Here is a 19,518-nt window from a genome sequence, read left to right as displayed (position 1 = left end):
ACGCGGATCTCAGGGCATGCGCACGAAGGCGGTGCCGATGCCGACCTCGCTCAAGTCGTTGACGACGACGGCGACGCGCAGGCCCTCGCGGTCGGTGAGGACGTGGTGGGGGAGGGTGGTCCTGCCTGCTCCGAGGAACCCCGACAGGACGGTGACGGGAAGGCGCGGCGAGGCCGCACCGAGGCCCGTCGTGGCGGGATCCCCGCCCGGATCCGTGAGACGGCGGAGCCACACCTGAACACTCCGGTACGGCCCCGCCGTGAGATCGCGCGCCTTGGCGCACACGATGCGGTCGGTGCTTCGTGCGGTCCGGTCGCCCGTGATTCCCTCGGGTGCCCGGTGTGCGATCGCACCCGCTCACCGTTCGTACGAGGTACGTGCCCCTCCCGGCGCGACCGGGTCGCGTGAGCGGCCGGACCGGCTGCCTCGCCCGTGCGGGCGGCGGGAGCCCCGGGTCAGTAGCCGTAGATCATCTTGTAGGCGACCTCGGGGAGGAACTGGCCGGCCGTGGAGCCGGCTCCGACACCGCAGTTGCCGTCGGACTCGCCCGGGGTCTTGATCCACAGGAGCATCTCGGCGCCTCCGCCCGTCCGGGTGGGCGTGCCGATGCGGCGGCCGGAGGGGTTGCACCACTGGCCGTTGGTGCCGTTGCCGTTGCGGCTGGTGTCCACGACGAACGGCTTGGTGTAGCCGTAGCGGGCGGCCAGTTCGTTGTTGACGGCGTTGCCGTAGGCGGTGTTCTCGGCGGTGGTGACGTAGTTGGAGACGTTGAGCGAGAAGCCGTGGGCCTGCCGGAGGCCGGCTTCGTGGAGGCGCCGGGCCATGGTCGCCGCGTCGGCCCAGCGCGGGTTGCCGGCGTCCATGTAGACCCAGGTGTTGGGGGCTTGGCGGTTGAACTCGGCGAGGGCACCGGTGAGCATGGCCTCGCGTTCGTCGATCTGGGCCTGGTTCATGCAGCCGTAGTCTCCGAGGGAGTCCGGTTCGAGGATGACGACGGCCGGGCGGGCCGCGATGCCTCCGGCGAACTGGGCGATCCAGTTGGCGTAGGCGGACGGCGAGGCGGCTCCGCCGGCGGAGTGCCCGCCGCAGTAGTCACGGTGGTAGATGTTGTAGGCGACGAGGATGGGCAGCTTGTCCTGGCGGTCCGCCGCTCCGGCGTAGGCACCGGTCGCGGTGCCGATGGTGCCGCTCCAGGAGCCGAACCAGCGGGCCATCGGCGTGTTGGCGATGGAGGCGTTGATCGCGGCGGCCCGGCCGTCGCCGGGGTTGGCGGCCGCCCACCGCTTCGCGCTCGAGTCGGGGTCCACGTAGAACCCGTTGGTCATGGTGGTGGGGTCGGCCGCGTGGGCGGAGGGCGCGGCGGCGAAGGCCAGCGGCAGAGCACAGAGCGCTGCCATCAGTGTGCGGAGTCTGCGGCTCAAGACAGTACCTCGGTTTCGGAGGAGGCGTGCTTGGGAGCGCTCCCACTGGAAGCGGTCCCAATGGTCCGGGCGGGTGGTTGGGGTGTCAACAGTCTGCGCAGCACCGGGATTTCACAGGGAGACGTGGGTCCTGTGGGCCGTCGTACTGGAAGCGGTCCCATCTCCTGCGTCCCTGAGCGCTCCCGCCCGTGGACGACTGTGGAAGACTCACGAGCCATGGCAGAAGCAGCGCCGCGTCGGCATCCGACGCTCGACGAGGTGGCCGAACGCGCCGGTGTCTCCCGCTCCGTGGCCTCCCGCGCCCTCAACAACGCCCCGCACGTCAGCCGCGCCAAGCGCGAGGCCGTCGAACGGGCCGTGCGGCAACTCGGTTACGTACCCAATCCGACCGCCCGCGCGCTGGCCACCCGTCAGACGGGAGCGGCCGCCCTGGTCGTCTCGGGAGAGGATCCGTCGATCTTCGCCGATCCGTTCTTCGCCCGCGTGATCGTGGGGGCGTCGGCCGCCCTGGACGAGGCGGACCTGCATCTGATGCTGTGCCTGGCCGCCTCCGACCGCGGCCGCAAGCGGGTCGAGGAGCTCCTGCGGTCCAGGGGCGCGGACGGCGTGATGCTGATGGCGCTGCGCGAGGGCGATCCGCTGACCCGGATGGCCGACGAGGCGCAGATGCCCGTCGTGTTCGGCGGGCGCCCGGTCGGTCCGGCTCCCCGGTGGTACGTGGACGTGGACAACGTCGGCGGAGCGCGCGAGGCGACCGAGCATCTGGTCTCACTCGGCCGGAGGCGCGTGGCCGTGATCTGCGGGCGTCTGGACACCGAGGCCGGGCGTGCCCGGTACCGCGGCTACCGGGACGCCGTGCTGGGCGCCGGTCTCGATCCGTTCCCGCCGCTGGAGGGGGACTTCACCGAGCGCAGCGGAGCCGCCGCCATGGCCGCGCTGCTGGCGGAACACCCCGACGTGGACGGAGTGTTCGCCGCCAACGACAACATGGCGGCGGGAGCGCTGCGCATCCTGCGGGAGGCCGGCCGACGGGTCCCCGCCGACGTCGCCGTGGTCGGCTTCGACGACCTGACGGTCGCCCGGATCGCCGATCCGCCGCTCACCACCGTCCATCAGCCCATAGAGGCTCTCGGACGGGAGATGGCGCGCATGCTCGTCGCGCTCGTCAACGGGCAGGACCCCACCCCGCTGGTCCTCCCCACCCGCCTGGTCGTCCGGGCCAGCGCCTGACTCCTCACTGTCCGGGAGGGGCGGGCCCCGGTCCGGACGGGTTCCTCCCGGACGCGGCACGGGGGTCCGGGGAGCCGGTCGGGGTGGTCGAGGCCTGGCAGCGGAAGCGGCGACCGCCCTCCGGCCCGATGGCTTGGGTACTGGTTGCCACCTGTCCCTTTTTGCTGCTGCCGGTCGCGGTGCCGGGTTCATCAGGACGGTCGCGGCCGGCACGCTCAGGACGAATGCCCGGCGGAGACCGAGCTGTTTCAGCGGGCTTCCAGTTCACCAGGTCGTACGACCGCGGAACGGGCGCGCCCGGCGAGTAGCGCATCGTCGAGGCCGAGGCGTAGGAGGTGTCGCCGACGCGAATGACGTCGATGTCCGCGAAGTCCTGCCAGATCACCGGGTTCGTGTGCTTATGGCAAACCCATGGGGGTGTTCGCCTCGAGTTCGCCGGTTGAAGCGACTCTGCCGCATTCGAAATGTTCGAAGTTCCTGGTGTGGAATCGGTGGGCCTCGCCCTCGCCACCTTGCTGATCGCGCGGCAAATCCTGTTTCTGAAGGGGGAGTTGACATGGTCGGCCGCCTCTCTAGTATCCGTGGGGCATCCGAAGTTTCCGAACTTCGATCGAAATTTCGAACTCTCCCCTCTCGTCTCTCTTCCCTGCCGAAGGAGTCCCGGTGCCCAGACGATCAGGTGGACGACTGTTCCGCTTCCTCGCGGCCGCCGCGCTGACGGTGACCGCGTCCGTGACGGCCTCGGCGCAGTCCACCGCCACGGCCGCGCCGGGCAGTCCGGCGCTCACCCCACCGCTGGGGTGGAACAGCTGGAACAGCTTCGGGTGCGGGATCACCGAGGCCCAGGTCCGCCAGGCCGCCGACGCGATGGTGTCCTCGGGCATGCGGGACGCCGGCTACCGGTACGTGGTGGTCGACGACTGCTGGTTCGACCCGCAGCGTGACGCACAGGGCAACCTGCGGGCCAACCCGACGAAGTTCCCGAGCGGGATGAAGGCCCTCGGGGACTACATCCACAGCAAGGGCCTGAAGTTCGGCATCTACCAGGTGCCGGGCGAGCGCACCTGCGCGCAGACCGTGGGCACGTACCCGGGCTCCACGGGCAGCAGGGGCCACGAGACCCAGGACGCCGCCACGTTCGCCGCGTGGGGGGTCGACTACCTCAAGTACGACTGGTGTTCCTCGAGCGGCACGCGTGACGAGCAGGTCGCGCGGTTCACGCTGATGCGTGATGCCCTGCGCGCCACCGGCCGGCCGATCGTCTACAGCATCAACCCCAACAGCTTCCACGCCATCACGGGGTCCACGTACGACTGGGGCGAGGTCGCCGACCTGTGGCGGACGACCGAGGACCTGCTCGACATCTGGCAGAACGGCAACACCAACAGCTACCCGATGGGCGTCGGCAACGTCCTGGACGTCAACGCGCCGCTGGCCGCACAGTCCGGCCCGGGGCACTGGAACGACCCCGACATGCTGGTCGTCGGCCGGCCCGGCCTGTCGCTGACCGAGTCCCGCTCCCACTTCGCCCTGTGGGCGCTGATGAGTGCCCCGCTGATGGCCGGCAACGACATCCGCACGATGTCCGCCGACGTCAGCGCGATCCTGCGCAACCCGCGCCTGCTGGCGGTGAACCAGGATCCCCAGGGCGCGGGCGGACGCAGGGTGCGCGACGACGGTGACATCGAGGTGTTCGCCAAGCCCCTGGCGGACGGTTCGGTCGCGGTGGGGCTGTTCAACCGGGGCGGGAGCGCGGCGACGGTCACCACGACGGCCGCCCAGGTCGGCCTGAGCGGAGGGCCGTTCACCCTCACCGACCTGTGGACCGGCGGCACGGCGAGCACGTCCGGGCAGATCTCGGCGAGCGTCCCCGCGCACGGCGTCGCCGCGTACCGGGTGAGCGGCGGCAGCCCGCTGGCCGCCACCACCTCACGCCTGCGGGGCAACGCCTCCGGCCGCTGCGTGGACGTGGACAACGCCTCCACGGCCGCCGGCGCCGCGACTCTGCTGTGGGACTGCCACACGGCCGCCAACCAGCTGTGGACCACATGGGCGGGCGGCGAGATCCGCGTCTACGGCGACAAGTGCCTGGACGCCTACGAGCAGGGCACCACCAACGGCACCCGTGTCATCACCTGGCCCTGCAACGGCCAGAACAACCAGAAGTGGACCGTCGGCTCCGACGGCTCGATCCGCAACGTCCACTCCGGGCTGTGCCTCGACGCCAACGGGGCCGGCACCGCCAACGGGACCCGGCTGGTGCTGTGGACCTGCAACGGCCAGGCCAACCAGAAGTGGACCCGCGCGTGAGCGACACGGCACCGGGCCGTGACCGGAACGACAACACCCCGGCCACGGCCTCCCGCACGGCTGCCGCATCCGCCGGCGCAGCGCTCCGACCGCACTCGTGACGCCGAGGTGTCGAAATGGCGGTCGCAGCAGTCGGGGGACGGGGAGGGCGACCGTGCCGGCCGGCCCTTCGGGAGGACCTTCGGCGGACGAACACGGTGGGCCCGGCGCCGGGCGAGGGGTACGAGGGTGGCGGGCGTGTGCTCGTGGATGCACCCGGGGGCGCTGAGCGGTCGGCAGCTCCGGACGCGGGCCTGCAAAACAATGGACACAAACGGCCTTCGCAGGGTTCGATCACGGGCTTGACCTTGACACGGTGACAAGGTTTCCACTTGGACGCAGGAGGTGGTCCCAATCAACACCACCAATGTGACCACGCAGCACACCCGTTTGATCAAGGCCCTGGGTGCCGAGGACTCTTCGGTGCGGCTCCAGGCGGCCCTGGCGGCCGGCTCGGACCCCGACCCCGTCTTTCTGGAGACCCTCGTCGAGCGGTGCGCGGTCGACCCCGACTTCTTCGTACGGGACATGCTGTCCTGGGCGCTGACCCGCCTCTCGCCGGAGATCACCCTGCCCCGGATTCGCAAGGAGCTTGACTCCAGCCGCAATCAGGCCCGCAGCCAGGCGCTGCACACACTTTCCAAGATCAACGACAAGAGCACTTGGGCCTGGATCACCCGCGACATGCTGCGCGACGCCGATGATGAGGTCGCGCGGACCGCGTGGCGCGTGGCGGTAGTCCTCGTACCCGAGGACGAGGAGAAGGACCTGGTCGACGAGCTGGTTCTGCAGCTCGGCCGCGGTGACCGCAACGTGCAGCTGAGCCTGAGCCGGGCCCTCGTCGACCTCGGCGAAGTGATCAAGCCCGCCCTGGAGAAGGCCGCGGAAGACCCACACCCGGACGTGGCGGCGCACGCCCGTGCCACCGAGCTGCTCCGGCAGAACCCGGAGACCGGTTTCGACGCGGCGATCGAGGAGGCGAAGCGCATGGTCAGGCTCGGCCCGGAGCGAGCTGCCGCGGCCGAGGCAGCGGCGGTGGGCACCGAAGCCGGAGAGACCGCCGAGCCCGCGGCGACGACTGAGTCGACCGAGCAGACCGGCCCGAACCAGGCCGCCAAGGCCGTAGAGGGCTGGATGAGCAGTTCCGATGTGGCTCAGTGGTCGTAGGCGGTCAGTGACCTGGTGACGGGTGCGCCGATGGCGCGGTTGTGCCGGATCGCGCAGGTCATCACCAGGATCCGCTGGGCCACTCGGACACCGACGCCTTCGGTGGTGCGTCCGCCGTGCTGTTCGAGGCCGAGCTGGCCCTTGAGGGTGTCGTTGACCGACTCGATCAGCTGGCGCACTGTCTTGAGCAGGGCTTCTCCTGGTCGTGGGGTGCCGCGGTTCCGGTAGGAGGGCCGTAGCAGGCTGATGCTGTGTCCGGCCGGGGTGCACACCAGGTGCGGTTTCAGGCCCCAGTGGAAGCGTGAGTGGGAGCGGCAGTAGCGGTAGTCGGCCCGGCCGGCCAGGTCGGAGCGGCGCACGGTCTCGCGCGAGCGGGCGCATTCGACCGGCGTGGAGTCCACGATCCACATGTCGTCCAGCCACAGGTCGGTGTCCGCCGCCAAGGACCGTATGCCTGCTCGACCAGGCCCAGCGCGGCCCGTAGGCGCTTGTTGCAGACGGGCCGCTGGGGCAGGCAGGGGGAACATGCCGTGCAGGTGGGCATGGGCGAAGCGCAGTCGGCGGGCCTCGCAGTGGAAGCCCGGCACGGCCTGGGCCACGGCGAGGGTGATCAGTTCCGCGTCGGTCGGCCGGGGCGGCCTGCCGCGCCACCGCGAGGTCTTCAGGCGGTCATCAATGTGCACGTACAGTGCGGTCAAGAGGGTTCCCGACTCGGTTGTCGCAACCCGATGTCGGACACCTTCCTCACATCTGAGAACCCCGCATTCGGAACTACTCGTCCAGGAGACCGTAGGTTGCTGATCGGTGATGTGGCCCGTCACTCCGGGGTGAGCACCCGGATGCTCCGGCACTACGATGCCCTGGGGCTGGTGCAGCCGACGGGCCGCACCGTCAGCGGCTACCGCGAGTACTCGGCCGAGGACGTCCGCAAGATCTTCCACGTGGAGAGCCTGCGGTCCCTCGGGCTGTCGCTCAAGCAGATCGGGCGCGCGTTGGAGGACCCGGCCTTCACACCGTCGGCCTTGGTCAGCGACCTCATCCAGTGGACGGAGGACCGCTTGGCGCGCGAACAGGAGCTGCTGGAGCGGCTCCGTGTGATCGACGCGTCGGCGCCCACCGGCTGGCAGGACGTCCTGCGCGTCGTCGAACTCATGCGGGAACTCAGCTCGACCAGCGCCGCGCGCAGACAGCAGGCCGTTCTGACGCAGCCGGAGGGCGTGTCGGTTCCGGCCGAGCTATTGGTCGGGGCGGTCCTGACCGAATCCGACCCGCATGTCTCAGGCGCCTTGCGCTGGGCGCTCGCCCGGGCGGGCGGCGAGGGTGTGGCGGCGCTGGCCGCCGCCGCGCGCTCGGAGGACGTGGACATCCGGCGGCGTGCGGTGCTGGCGATCGCCGAGATGCCCGAGGCTCCGGGGGCGATCGCGCTGCTCGCGGACGCCCTCGGGGACCCGGACGCGACGGTGCGCGGGCGCGCCGCTCCGGTTCTTGGCAGATACGGAGTGGCCGCGGCAGTGCCGACGCTCGTCAGCATGGTGGTCGAGGGCTCCAACGACGTGGAGGCGGCGGAGGCTCTGGGGATGTTGTACCAGGACCCCGAATGCGCGGACCGGATCGTGACAGCCCTGGCTGACGAACTCGCCGCGCCCACCGTGGACTCGGGGACACGGATCCGCCTGACCCAGGCGCTGGTCGAACTGGAGGGAACCACCGCGCAGGAGATCCTGCGCCACCTGGCCCACGACAAGGACCGAGCGGTCGCCCTCGTGGCATCGGCCCTGATGGAAGTCCTGGAGGAGCGAACCGACGAGGACTCCTGAAGCACATCGGAGAGGCACTGGGAGGACCTGGCCGCCGGTCTCTGCCGCCGTGACGGCTGTACCGAGGTCCGCCGCGTCGGCGGCACCGGGGACAACGGTGCGGACGTTCTGAGCCGACTTCCCGACGGCCGCTCACGGTCATCCAGCGCGAGTGGGCCCTTCACAACTTGCCGCACGGGCTGCCCTGTTCGGGTGGCACCTCAGCGAAGCCCGTGACAGGTGGTTTTCGACCCCAAAAGGCTCCGTGTGCTCGCCTACCGCTCGGGCATCGGCCTGTCCAGCTCCACCCTGCGCGTCCGGCACCGGGCCCGGGGCACTCGGCGGCGTCCCCTGACGCCGGGTCGTCAGGCCCTGCTGGTCCTCGTGTACCTGCGACGTGGGGACACCTGCCCGGTAGTTCGTCACATCCGGCGGTGGCGTGGGTCGACCGCAGATCGGGCCATTCGTGCCATGGCCGACGAAGGACAGCCGGTGAGGCGGCCCACAAGGCTGCCCGTCAATGTTGATCACGAGTGGGCGAAGAGCCAACTCACTGTCAGCCCGCCCAGGCCCGATTGAGCGCCGGTCCTGGAGCGTCGACGCTGAAAAGGCTCAGGATCTGCCGGCCTTGTCGCTGATGCTGAAGTCGTATCAGCGCATGGGTGCTTTTTGGCGCCGGAGGGCGTGCCGGAGCAGGTGGTGGAGTTCGTGCGGCGGCACACGCTCACGTCACTCCGCCCCGGTGGGCGGAACCCACGCCGGACCCTACGGTTCGCACGGGGTCGCCCAGCTGATCAGAGAGGCTGGCGAGGTGCCGCGAGTACGTCCCTGAGTACCTTCTCGAGCGTGACGCGGGCCAGTTCGTGTCTCAGGGTCTCCTCGATGTCCTGGTAGATGCCCCGCATCGCCGGCTGGATGCCGTGACCCACCACGCATCTCTGGTCCGGGGTGGTGCGGTGCATCGCGAACAGCGGGCCGGGTTCCACTGCCTCGTACACGTCGAGCAGGGTGATCGACCCCAGCTCGCGCGCCAGCGACCAGCCCGCGCCCGCGCCCCGCCGGGACTCCACGAGGCCGGCCCCGCGCAGCTCGCCGAGCAGCCGTCTGATCACCACGGGGTTGGTGTTCGCGCTGGCTGCGATCTGCTCGGAGGTGGCGACCTCGTGGCCCTGGCGCTGGTAGAGACCGATCCAGGCCAGCGCATGGGCGGCAATGGTCAGCCTGCTGTTGGCGCTCATGACCCCTCCTCCGGTCGCAACGCTCCATGTTACGACAGTGCGGTCGTAACAGTGAAAGTTGCGACAATCTGCCGTAACAATTATCGTTACGACAGTCGGGAAGGGTCGATCAAAGGCAAGCGCGGACCGTGAGCGTGTTGCGAATTCGAAGGAGAACAGGAATGGAAAGTAACGAAAAGATCATTCGCGAGGCTTACCGGCTCGCGGAAGGAGACGTTCTCGACGGTGACGGTTTCCTGGCCTTGTTCACCGAGGACGGGTCGTTCAACGACATGTCGACCTCGCAGAGTTTCCGCGGAGAGCAGATTCCTCAGGTGATCGCGGGCCTCGCCCGCTCGTTCCCCGATGTACACCGTGAGCTGCTCGAGGTGCATGTGTTCGGTGATGTCGTCGCCGTCGAGTTGCGAATCCAGGGCACGCATCTCGGAGGGTTTCCGACTCCGGTCGGCGAGATCCCGCCGACCGGGAACCGGATCGACGTGCCGGCGGCGGACCTCTGGTACCTCCGTGACGGAAAGATCGAAAGGTTCAATTGCTACAACTCGATGAACGTGTGGCTTGATCAGATCGGGGTCCACCCTGACTTCAAGTCCGCAGTCGAAGCCACCGGGACAGCAGCCACGACGGCGTAACCCTGCCGGTCAGCGCCGAGTATGCGACAGGACACTCCCTTCTTCGGGCCGCATACCCGGCGCTGCTTCTCGAACGAAGCTGTTGTTCGCACCCAACCGCCGACATCACCCGCGGCCGCCTCGGACACCTCACCCGCCAAGGCTTCCTCACTCAACCCGGACGAGGCCGCCACCAGAAGCGGACTCAACGTCCGCTGAGAGCCACCGGTCGGGTCCCAGCACCGCCCCGGTACTGACGTGAGCGAGCCGTCGGCCGGATGTCAGTCAGCTGACGGAGGCTGTCGGCACGGTGGCCGAGCCATTCTCGTGGAGACATCGAATCCGCCCGATAGCCGGGCGAGACCACGAGGAGCGGACCATGAACACCATCGCGCGACACTGGATCAACGGACAGTGGACCGGCTCCGGCTCGGTTCTGGAATCGATCGACCCGGCCGACGGCACCGTCGTCGGCTCGTTCTACGACGGCGGCGAGGCAGAGGCTTCGGCCGCCGTGGACGCCGCCGCCACCGCGTTCGCGACCACCGAATGGGCGCGCACCCCCTCGCTCCGGGCGACCGCGCTCAACCGGCTGGCCGACGCCCTCGAGGCCCGGGTGCCCGAGGTCGCGGCCATGCTGTCCCGGGAGAACGGCAAGCTTCTGGGCGAGACCACGTGGGAGGTCAGCGGTGCGGTCGGGTGGCTGCGGTACGCGGCGGCCTCTGCGCGCACCCAGACCGCCGGACGCGCCGCCGAGACGGCACCCGGCCAGTACACCCACTCGGTTCCCGAGCCACTCGGTGTCGCCGGGATCATTTCCCCCTGGAACTCTCCCATCATGCTGACCGTGCGGGCCCTGGGCCCCGCACTGGCCGCCGGCTGCACCGTCGTGGTCAAGCTTCCGGCTCAGACGGCGCTGACCAATGAGCTTTTCGCGCAGGTCCTGGCCTCGGTCCCGGAGATCCCGGCGGGCGTGGTCAGCGTGTTCACCGAGTCCGGCAACACCGGGGCCCCGTTCCTGGTCTCCTCGGACAAGGTCGACGTGATCAACTACACCGGCAGTACGCCGGTCGGCCGCCGTATCGCGGCCGCGGCCTCCACTACGCTCAAGCGGCTCGGTCTGGAACTGGGCGGTAAGGCGCCGATGGTGATCTTCCCCGACGCCGATCTGGACATGGTGATCCCGACCGTGGTGCAGTCGCTGGTGCTGATGAACGGGCAGTTCTGCTGCACCGGCTCCCGTGTACTGGTTCACCGGGACATCGCCGACCAGGTGCGCACTCGGCTCACCGCCGCGCTCGCGCAGGTGCGGCTCGGGTCGGGCGACGACGAGAAGGCCCAGCTCGGCCCGGTGATCGACCGGGCGTCCGCCCAGCGGGTGGACGCGATAGTCGAGGAAGCCGCCTCGTACGGCACGGTGCTGCTGCGCGGCGGTGTGGTCACCGACGGCCCGCTGGCCGCTGGGGCGTTCTACCGGCCGAGCCTGATCGAGGTGGACCGCACCGACGTCCGGATCGTGCAGGAAGAGGTCTTCGGCCCGGTCCAGACGTTCGAGATCTTCGACGACGAGGACGACGCCGTGACCAAGGCGAACGCCACCATCTACGGCCTGGCCGCCTCGGTGTTCAGCTCGGACTCGATGAAGGCCCGCCGGATCGCCCGGCGCATCCGCACCGGCACCGTATGGATCAACACCTGGGGAGCCATCAGCGAGGACTTCGAGGAGGGCGGCGTCAAGGGAAGCGGTTACGGCTACCTGTGCGGCCCGCGAGCGATCGAGGAGTTCCAGGCCCTCAAGGTGTACGTGGAGCAGGACCACACCCAGTCCGCTCACTGATCAGATCATCACCTGGCCCGGCGCCCACCTGGGCGCCGGGCAGCCTTCCTGCACAGGAAGGGTGCACCACGGCCTCGATTCTGATCACCGGAGCGACGAACGGTCTTGGTCTCGCTCTGGCTGAGGAGCTTGCGGAAGCCGTGCACCAGTTGCTTCCGCACGGTTGTGCCCCGCAGCGACCGGTGCCGGTCGCGCAGCGTTTCGGGGCCGGGCAATACATCGCCGACCGGTCCGCTCCGGCCGAGACCCAGCGACTCGCGGCCGAAGTGGCGGCACGGCGCGGTCGCCTCGACGTGCTGGTTGACAACGCGGGTGTGGCTTCACTTGGAACGGCACCATCCGAGGCATGCCGGCAGACGGATACCAGCAGCGGCTGGCGGTGAGCCATCCGAGCCCTGTGCTGCCCACCTGGCAACCGCTGCCGCTGTTGCGCTCGGGCAGCCCCTCACGCAGCGCCGGCATCGCCTCGGTCGCGCAGGAACCGATGGAATCAAAACGATACGCAGCTTTTCGATGTGGAGTGGTCCATGAACGAGAGAACTGTTTCCGATGCCTACGGTGCCGACGATCCTGGACTGCCGAGCCCACCGGCAGTGACAGGCATCCGGCACACGCTCCGGGAGCAGGGCCGGAACGCGTCCGCGAACGCCGAACCCCGGCTCGGCCTCACCGTTCCGGCCGCCGTCCGGCGCTGGAAGCTGTGGCTCCTCACCGTGTGCGGTATCTACCCCACCATCGTCCTGCTGGGCCTGGCCACGAACCCCGTTCTGGAGGATCTGTACCTGCCGGTGCGACTCGCCGTACTCGTCCCGGCGGCGGCAGCAGCGATGGTCTGGCAGATCAATCCCCGACTGCAGCGGCATTTCGGAGCTTGGCTCACCAGATGACAAGCAGCCCGGCTCCGCCGCCGGTGTGCTCCGCGGCGCCCGCACACCACAGACCACTGCGCAGGCTCACGGCGCGAGGCCGCGACGAGACCCGCCGCGGAGTCTCCTCACTGGAGCTCTTCTTCGACCTGTGCTTCATCGTGGCCATAGCCCAGGCAGGCGCCCAGTTGGTGCACGCCATGGTCGAGGGACACACGGGCGAGGGGATCCTCGACTACTTGATGATCTTCTTCGCCATCTGGTGGGCGTGGATGAACTTCACGTGGTTCGCCTCGGCTTACGACAACGACGACGTGCTGTACCGGATCGTCACGCTGATCCAGATGGTCGGCGTGCTCGTCCTGACGGCAGGCGTCTCCCAGGTGTTCGAGGAACACGCGTACCTGGTCGTCGTCCTGGGCTATGTGATCATGCGGCTCGCCATGACGGCGCAGTGGCTGCGCGTGGCGCGGTCGAGCCAGGGCCCCGAGCGGACGATGGCGCTGCGGTACGCCATCGGGCTGTGCCAGATCGGCTGGCTGGGGCTACTGGCCCTGCCGGAGGCCGGCCGCCCGTGGGTCTTCCTGGTGATGGCGTTGCTGGAGATGGCCGTACCGCTGTATGCGGAGCGGGCCCACCCCACGCCCTGGCACCCCCACCACATCGCCGAACGGTACGGGCTGCTCACGCTCATCGTGCTCGGCGAGACCATCGCGGCGGCCACCGTCGCCGTGAAGTCGGGGATCGACGAGCACGAGGCCCTGGGTGAGCTGCTGCCCATCGCCGCCGGTGGACTGCTGATCATCTTCGCCGCCTGGTGGGTCTACTTCGCGGTCCCCATCCACGGGCACCTCCGGTCCAACCGGCAGTCCTTCCTCTGGGGCTACGGCCATTACCTGATCTTCGTCTCGGGTGCCGCGATCGGGGCCGGCCTGGAGGTGGCGGTGGAGCAGGCGGTGGGCAAGACGCACCTTTCGGCGCTGTCGGCGTCGGCAGCGGTGACGCTGCCGACAGCGCTGTTCCTGCTCACGGTGTGGGCGCTGCACTCGCGCTTCTACAAGGTGGGGATCGCCCAGCAGTCGGTGCTGCCGGCCACGGCGCTGCTGGTGGTCGTCTGTACGTTCCTGGGTCACTGGGCGGTGCTCGCGGCGGGGCTGGTGGCGGCGCTGGCGGTGGCAGCCGGGGTGACGCTGACGGCGCTCGGGGCGAGCCCGGAGCGCGGGAGGGGCGAGGAAGGCGTCGCGGTGCCAGTTCTGTGAGGGAACCCTCGCTGCCGCGGGAACCTGGCCGGCACGGCGTACGACGGCGCCCGTGCCGTGCGCCCGGTGCACCTGCTCGATGACGGCGACACGTTGTTCACGCCGACGACGGGGACGCACCCGCTCGGCACCGCGAACCCGACGACCCTGGACAACGTCCTCACGGCGGGGCGCGGACGCGGTGACCCACGCGACCGTACACGCCGTGGGCACCGCCGAGTGGGTCGCGTACTCATCGACGGAGCCGAGACCACCAAGGTCCTCAACGCCGCTCAGGCCGCCAACGTCGACGCCACCCACATCACCGTCATCAGCCGACTCGAAGGGCTTCCCGGGAAGGCTGACTGCCCTTGGTGCTGTCGTTGCGGTGGGGCTGCGGCGCCCGACGGGTGCTCTGCATGATCTTCGTCCGGGAGCTGGGGATGTCGGCGAAGCGGACGGCTTCAGGCTCCGTTTGCCGGCGGGTGCGATACTTCCTGGTCAGGTGCGTGGCTAGTGTGTCGACTGCTTCGCGAGGCAGGACGAGGGACGCGGCGGATGTGGGCGAAGTCAGGGACAGGTGTGGGCGTCGGCCCGACCGGGCTGGTCGGCCGGGAGGGCGAGCTCGCCGAGCTTGCGGCGTTCCTGGACATGGCCGGGACGGACGGAGCCGTTCTGCTGCTCACCGGTGATCCGGGCGTGGGGAAGACGGCGCTCCTGGACGCGACCGCCGAGCTGGCGGTGGCGAAGGGAGTGCGGGTCGTCCGCGGCGGCGGTGTCGAGTACGAGACGGACATCAGCTTCGCGGGGCTCCATCAGCTCGTCGGCTCGCTGCCGGACGAGCTCGGTCGTCTGCCGCGTTCCATGCGGGAGGCCCTCGAGGTCGCCCTCGGTCTCGGCGTCGGTCCCGCGCCGAGCCGGATCGCCGTCCTGAACGCGGCACTGTCCCTGTTCGACGAGGCCGCGAAGGAGCGGCCGTTGCTCCTCGTGGTCGATGACCTTCATGTCGTCGACCGGGCGAGCCGAGCCGCGGTGGGTTTCGTCGCCAGAAGACTGGGGGGCCGCCGCATCGGGCTGCTCGGAGCGCAGCGGGCGGAGCCCGGCGAATCCTTCCGGTCCACCGGTCTGCCGGAGCTCGAGGTCGTGCCGCTGGGTGACGCGGACGCCCTGCGGCTGCTGTCCCGACGCTTTGCACACCTTCCCCGCCGGGTTCTTTCGACCGTGGCCCACGAGGCGCAGGGAAATCCCCTGGCGCTGCTCGAGTTCGCCGGGTCCACCGGGATCTCCGGCGGCCGACACGGCCAAGGGCCGGGGTGGGCGAGCGGCCCGGGGCGGGATGTCCGCGCTCTGTACGGCGCCCGCGTCGGACGACTGCCGCGGGGAACGCGCGAGGTGCTGCTGCTCGCGGCTCTCGAGGGCTCCGGCGACATCGGCGTCCTCGAGGCGGCCGGCGGGCCGGGCAGCCTTGAGGAACTCGCTCCCGCGGAGCGTGACCACCTGGTCATGGTCACGGAGAACGGCCGCGCGGTGCGCTTCAGGCATCCGCTGGTCAGGTCTGCGGTGGTCGACGGTTCCACCGGTGAACAGCGGCGCGGCGCACACCGCCGACTGGCCGACGCGCTGGCCGACCAGCCCGAGCGGCGCGGTGATCACCTCGCGAGAGCCACGACGGCGCCCGACGAGGCGGTCGCCGCCGTGGTGGAGTCGGCGGCCCGGAGCAGCCTGCGGCGCGGTGACGCCGACGGCGCGATCGCGAGACTGCGGCGCGCGGCCGAGCTGAGCACCGATCGAGCGGACCGCAGGCGCCGCCTGTCGCAGGCCGCCTATGCCGCCGCCTGGGTCACAGGCCATCTGGAGGTCAGCCACGAGATCATGCGTGAGGTCGAGGGCAATCCGGCGGCCCGGTCGCTCTCGGCGGCCGCGACGGCCGGCTTCCTGGTGCTCGTCACGGAAGGCGACGCCGATACGGCCCATGCGCTCCTGATGGAGGCGGTCGAGCAGGCCCCGATGATGCCCGGACCGCCGCATGAGGAGCTGGAGACCGCACTGTTCACCCTCACCCTCGCCAGCCAGTACTCGGGCCGGCCCGAGCACTGGCAACCTCTGGTCGACGTGCTCGCCCGGGTCCCCGAGGCGGCGCCCGCCGCCGCGGCGTCACTGGGGCGCGTCCACCACGACCTCGGCTCCGTCACCGACGGCATGCTGCGCCGCCTGGACGAGGAGATCGCGCGGCTGAGGGACCAGAGTGACGCCGACGTGGTCATCCGCACCGCCCTGACCGCCTCGTACCTCGACCGGCTTCCGGGCTGTCGCGAGGCCGTGTCCCGGGTCATACGCGACGGCGGCGCGGTGGGATCGAGCATGCCGGCCCTGATGTTCGTCGCCCTGGACGACCTGTACGCCGGCCGGTGGCAGGCGTCGGCCGGCGCCGCGGACGAGCTCATCGCGCTGTCCGAGGAGACGGGGTACCACCTGTTCGCCCAGGTGGGGCACTACGTCGCTGCGATGGCCGCGGCCCAGCGCGGCGCCCTCGACACGTGCCGGGAACACTGCGAGGACATCTGGGGGTGGTCGGGTCCCAGGGGCCTGCGGCGGCTGGAGAACTGCGCCCACCAGGCGGCGGCCCGGGCGGCCCTCGGCGCCGCCGACTTCGAGACGGCGTTCCGGCACGCCACGGCGATCTGCGCCCCGGGTGTGCTGCCGGCGTTCAACCCCGAGGCCGTGTGGTCCGCGCCGGACCTCGTCGAGGCCGCCGTGCGCTCCGGGCGGCACGCGGAGGCGCGACGGCACGCGGACGCGCTGCGCGACGCCGGTGTCGGTCACCTCTCGTCGCGGTTCGCGCTGAGCGCGGCCACGGTCACGGCGATGACATCGGCTGCCGAGGACATGGTCCGGTGCTTCGAGGAGGCGCTCGGGCTGCCGGGCGTCGAGCGGTGGCCCTTCGAGGTCGGCCGTGCTCAGCTGGCGTACGGCGAGAGGCTGCGCCGTCAGGGGCTCAACCGCGAGGCCCGGGTGCAGCTGGCCGCCGCCCGCGGCCGCTTCGAGGAGCTCGGGGCCCGTCCGTGGGAGGCCCGGGCCGCGGCGGAGCTCCGCGCCACCGGGATGACGCGGACCGGCCGGAACAAGGCTGGTGAGGCCCTCACCCCGCAGGAGCTGGAGGTCGCCAGGCTGGCGGCGACGGGGCTGTCGAACCCGCAGATCGCGTCGCGTCTGTTCCTTTCGCCGCGGACCGTGTCGTCGCATCTCTACCGTGTGTTCCCGAAGCTGGGGATCACGTCGCGGGCCGGGCTCCGCGACGCTCTGGAGGCGCTGCCTCCCGAGCCTCCGGCCACCCGGCTGTGAGAGCCACCGGTCGGGTCCCAGCACTGCCCCGGTACTGACGTGAGCGAGCCGTCGGCCGGATGTCAGTCAGCTGACGGAGGCTGCCGACACGGCGGCCGGGCCATTCTCGTGGAGACATCGAATCCGCCCGGTATCCGGGCGAGACCACGAGGAGCGGACCATGCCGTTCGTCACCACCGGCGACGGAGTCGAGATCTTCTACAAGGACTGGGGCTCGGGCCGGCCGGTCATGTTCCACCACGGCTGGCCGCTGAGTTCGGACGACTGGGACGCCCAGTTGCTGTTCCTCGTCCGGCGGGGCTACCGCGTCGTCGCCCACGACCGCCGCGGGCACGGGCGCTCCGCCCAGGTCGGCCACGGGCACGACATGGACCGCTACGCGGCGGACGCCGCCGCCGTGGTGGCCCACCTCGGCCTGCGCGACGTCGTCCACGTCGGCCACTGCGCCGGTGGCGGAGAGGTCGCCCGGTACGTCGCCAGGCACGGTGCCGGCCGGGTCGCCAAGGCCGTCCTCATCGCAGCGGTCCCGCCGCTCATGGTCCGAACGGAATCCAACCCCGCAGGGATGCCGGTGGAGGTCTTCGACGGCTTCCGCGAGGGCGTGGCTACCGACCGTTCCCAGTTCTACCTCGACATCGCCTCCGGGCCGTTCTACGGATTCAACCGTCCGGGCGCGGACGTCTCCCAGGGCATCATCCAGAACTGGTGGCGCCAGGGGATGGCCGGCAGCGCGCAGGCGCACCACGAGGGGATCAGAGCGTTCTCGGAGACGGACTTCACCGACGACCTCCGGGCGATCGACGTGCCCACGCTCCTCCTGCACGGCGACGACGACCAGATCGTCCCGATCACCAACTCCGCCCGGTCGGCGGTCACGTTGGTCGAGCACGCGGACCTGAAGGTCTACCCGGGCCTGTCGCACGGCATGTGCACCGTCAACGCCGACACCGTCAACGCGGACCTCCTCGACTTCATCGAGAGCTGACCCGGCTCGGTACCGGCACACAGCCCGTCAGTACGGAACACGACACGGAACAGAGAAGGAATCACCATGACCGCAACACCCACCGGCTACGTGACCGTCGTCTGGGACGCGAAGGCGAAGGCGGGCAGGGAGGACGACCTCAAGGCGTTCATCACCGCCGCCGTCACCCCTTCACGCAACGACCCCGGCAACATCGACTACGAGGCTCACGAAGTCGAGGGCCGACCCGGCGAGTTCGTCATCTACGAACGCTGGGAGACACGCGCCCACCTCGACGCCCACCTCGCCGCGCCCCGGATGCGGGAACTCGTCCCGCAGATGCTCGAACTGATCGACGGATCCATCGAGGACGGCATCCGCCTGCTGCGTCCGTTCCGTCCCGCCCGCTAGAGCAGGGCGCCCGCCGACGTCGGGGCCGACGCCGACGGAGCGCACCGCCACGGAACCACTCCCTTGGGTGCTCCCGGTGACCGCCTTCCGGGAGCACCCGCTCCGACGACACGCACAGGAGAGACACGAGGTGACCACCACATTGATCACCGGCGGCAACAGGGGCCTCGGCCACGAGATCGCGCGCCGACTCGTCCAGGCGGGCCGGACGGTCTGGATCGGAGCCCGGGACGCCGGGAACGGACGCAAGGCCGCCGACCGGCCCGGCGGTCGAGACGCTGCGCGCTCGGGCGGGCCACCTGGACATTCTCGTCAACAACGCCGGGATCCCCGGCGAAGTGACCACGCCCGAGGACATGACGGCCGACCAGATCCGTCACGTCCACGAAACCAACGTCTTCGGCCTGGTGCGCGTCACGCACGCGTTCCTGCCCTTGCTGCGTAAGGCAACTGCCCCGTCCGTCGTCGACGTCACCAGCGGTCCGGGGTCGTTCACGCCGACCCACGACCCGGAGCGGGTCGAGTCGCGGTATCCGCTCGCCGCCTACGGCTCGTCGAAGAGCGCGGTCACCATGCTGACCATGCAGTACGCCAGGACGATCCCCGACGTCCACTTCAACGCGGTGGACCCCGGCCGGACCGCGACCGAGTTCACCGGCCACATCGGGCAGAGCGTCGAGGAGGACGCGGAGGCGGCGGTGCGTATCGCCACCCTGGGGCCCGACACGCCCACCGGCACGGTGACCGACCGCGCCGGCGCACTCCCCTGGTGACGGCGACAGGCCCGACCCCGCGACAGTCCTGGCAACCACACCCACCCGGCGCACCGGTAAGTGCCGACGGGCCCTTACCGGGGGAATCAGGACTCAGTCACCAAGCCCCTGAGTGGACGTCAAGTCCGCTTCTTTCAGACAGGACCGGCCCGCTGGTGCCGGGATCGTCATGCACCATGGGAATCAGCGCAACCCGCCGGCCTCCAGGCGGCGCACCTGAGGCGGACCGTGTCGCCCGTTGCTCCGGCATCCGGTCACGACGCCCTGCCCGCCTC

The 19,518-nt window shown here is 70.3% G+C and carries 14 protein-coding genes and 5 pseudogenes; 14 read left to right on the top strand and 5 right to left on the bottom strand.

Going from position 1 to position 19,518, the window contains the following annotated elements:
- Positions 1-18: 18 nt before the first annotated feature.
- Together ACH5AO_RS27180 and ACH5AO_RS27175 are read right to left on the bottom strand one after the other, a co-directional pair.
- A pseudogene (locus ACH5AO_RS27180) lies at positions 19-234 on the bottom strand (GTP-binding protein); the annotation flags it as partial.
- A 221-nt stretch (positions 235-455) separates the two neighbouring features.
- Complete coding sequence (locus tag ACH5AO_RS27175) at positions 456-1,421, bottom strand: glycoside hydrolase family 6 protein (RefSeq protein WP_398929064.1); 966 nt, start codon at positions 1,419-1,421, stop codon at positions 456-458.
- A gap of 216 nt (positions 1,422-1,637) precedes the next feature.
- On the opposite strand from ACH5AO_RS27175, the gene ACH5AO_RS27170 reads away from it, so the two are divergent.
- Complete coding sequence (locus tag ACH5AO_RS27170; RefSeq protein ID WP_398929062.1) at positions 1,638-2,651, top strand: LacI family DNA-binding transcriptional regulator; 1,014 nt, start codon at positions 1,638-1,640, stop codon at positions 2,649-2,651.
- Between the two features lie 250 nt (positions 2,652-2,901).
- Here ACH5AO_RS27170 and ACH5AO_RS27165 read toward each other — a convergent pair.
- A pseudogene (locus ACH5AO_RS27165) lies at positions 2,902-3,183 on the bottom strand (family 43 glycosylhydrolase); the annotation flags it as partial.
- A 131-nt stretch (positions 3,184-3,314) separates the two neighbouring features.
- Between ACH5AO_RS27165 and ACH5AO_RS27160 the strand changes: the two are divergent.
- Together ACH5AO_RS27160 and ACH5AO_RS27155 are read left to right on the top strand one after the other, a co-directional pair.
- Complete coding sequence (locus tag ACH5AO_RS27160) at positions 3,315-4,961, top strand: glycoside hydrolase family 27 protein (protein WP_398929060.1); 1,647 nt, start codon at positions 3,315-3,317, stop codon at positions 4,959-4,961.
- A 408-nt stretch (positions 4,962-5,369) separates the two neighbouring features.
- Positions 5,370-6,167, top strand: coding sequence for a HEAT repeat domain-containing protein (locus ACH5AO_RS27155; protein WP_398929058.1), 798 nt, complete (start codon positions 5,370-5,372; stop codon positions 6,165-6,167).
- On the opposite strand, the pseudogene ACH5AO_RS27150 reads toward ACH5AO_RS27155, so the two are convergent.
- Positions 6,155-6,865, bottom strand: a pseudogene (locus tag ACH5AO_RS27150) (IS982 family transposase). The gene ACH5AO_RS27155 and the pseudogene ACH5AO_RS27150 overlap by 13 nt on opposite strands.
- A gap of 96 nt (positions 6,866-6,961) precedes the next feature.
- On the opposite strand from ACH5AO_RS27150, the gene ACH5AO_RS27145 reads away from it, so the two are divergent.
- Both ACH5AO_RS27145 and ACH5AO_RS27140 read left to right on the top strand, forming a co-directional pair.
- Positions 6,962-7,984, top strand: coding sequence for a MerR family transcriptional regulator (locus tag ACH5AO_RS27145; protein ID WP_398929055.1), 1,023 nt, complete (start codon positions 6,962-6,964; stop codon positions 7,982-7,984).
- 18 nt (positions 7,985-8,002) lie between these two features.
- A pseudogene (locus tag ACH5AO_RS27140) lies at positions 8,003-8,119 on the top strand (restriction endonuclease); the annotation flags it as partial.
- A gap of 638 nt (positions 8,120-8,757) precedes the next feature.
- Here the strand turns inward: ACH5AO_RS27140 and ACH5AO_RS27135 are convergent.
- Complete coding sequence (locus tag ACH5AO_RS27135; RefSeq protein WP_398929053.1) at positions 8,758-9,201, bottom strand: Rrf2 family transcriptional regulator; 444 nt, start codon at positions 9,199-9,201, stop codon at positions 8,758-8,760.
- Between the two features lie 161 nt (positions 9,202-9,362).
- Here ACH5AO_RS27135 and ACH5AO_RS27130 point away from each other — a divergent pair, with 161 nt between their 5' ends.
- From ACH5AO_RS27130 to ACH5AO_RS27090, 9 genes and pseudogenes are all read left to right on the top strand, one after another.
- The gene (locus tag ACH5AO_RS27130) at positions 9,363-9,833 is read left to right on the top strand and encodes a nuclear transport factor 2 family protein (RefSeq protein ID WP_398929050.1); all 471 of its coding nucleotides are present in this window, start codon (positions 9,363-9,365) and stop codon (positions 9,831-9,833) included.
- A 358-nt stretch (positions 9,834-10,191) separates the two neighbouring features.
- On the top strand, positions 10,192-11,649 hold the full coding sequence (locus ACH5AO_RS27125; RefSeq protein ID WP_398929048.1) for an aldehyde dehydrogenase family protein: 1,458 nt from the start codon (positions 10,192-10,194) through the stop codon (positions 11,647-11,649).
- Complete coding sequence (locus ACH5AO_RS27120; protein ID WP_398929046.1) at positions 11,571-12,032, top strand: SDR family NAD(P)-dependent oxidoreductase; 462 nt, start codon at positions 11,571-11,573, stop codon at positions 12,030-12,032. Before ACH5AO_RS27125 ends, ACH5AO_RS27120 begins: the two co-directional genes overlap by 79 nt.
- A gap of 210 nt (positions 12,033-12,242) precedes the next feature.
- Positions 12,243-12,536 carry a hypothetical protein gene (locus ACH5AO_RS27115; protein WP_398929044.1) on the top strand — a complete coding sequence of 98 codons (294 nt, stop codon included), beginning with the start codon at positions 12,243-12,245 and terminating at the stop codon, positions 12,534-12,536.
- Positions 12,533-13,774, top strand: coding sequence for a low temperature requirement protein A (locus ACH5AO_RS27110; protein WP_398929042.1), 1,242 nt, complete (start codon positions 12,533-12,535; stop codon positions 13,772-13,774). The genes ACH5AO_RS27115 and ACH5AO_RS27110 overlap by 4 nt, the downstream gene beginning before the upstream one ends.
- 561 nt (positions 13,775-14,335) lie before the next feature.
- Positions 14,336-17,095, top strand: a complete 2,760-nt coding sequence (locus ACH5AO_RS27105; RefSeq protein WP_398929040.1) for an AAA family ATPase — start codon at positions 14,336-14,338, stop codon at positions 17,093-17,095.
- A gap of 160 nt (positions 17,096-17,255) precedes the next feature.
- Complete coding sequence (locus tag ACH5AO_RS27100; RefSeq protein ID WP_398929038.1) at positions 17,256-18,080, top strand: alpha/beta fold hydrolase; 825 nt, start codon at positions 17,256-17,258, stop codon at positions 18,078-18,080.
- A 66-nt stretch (positions 18,081-18,146) separates the two neighbouring features.
- Complete coding sequence (locus tag ACH5AO_RS27095) at positions 18,147-18,470, top strand: putative quinol monooxygenase (protein WP_398929036.1); 324 nt, start codon at positions 18,147-18,149, stop codon at positions 18,468-18,470.
- 130 nt (positions 18,471-18,600) lie between these two features.
- A pseudogene (locus tag ACH5AO_RS27090) lies at positions 18,601-19,243 on the top strand (SDR family NAD(P)-dependent oxidoreductase).
- Positions 19,244-19,518: the final 275 nt, after the last annotated feature.

Source organism: Streptomyces sp. NPDC018964, assembly GCF_044390325.1.
Classification (GTDB): Bacteria; Actinomycetota; Actinomycetes; order Streptomycetales; family Streptomycetaceae; genus Streptomyces.
This window is presented reverse-complemented; position numbering and strand designations above follow the sequence as displayed.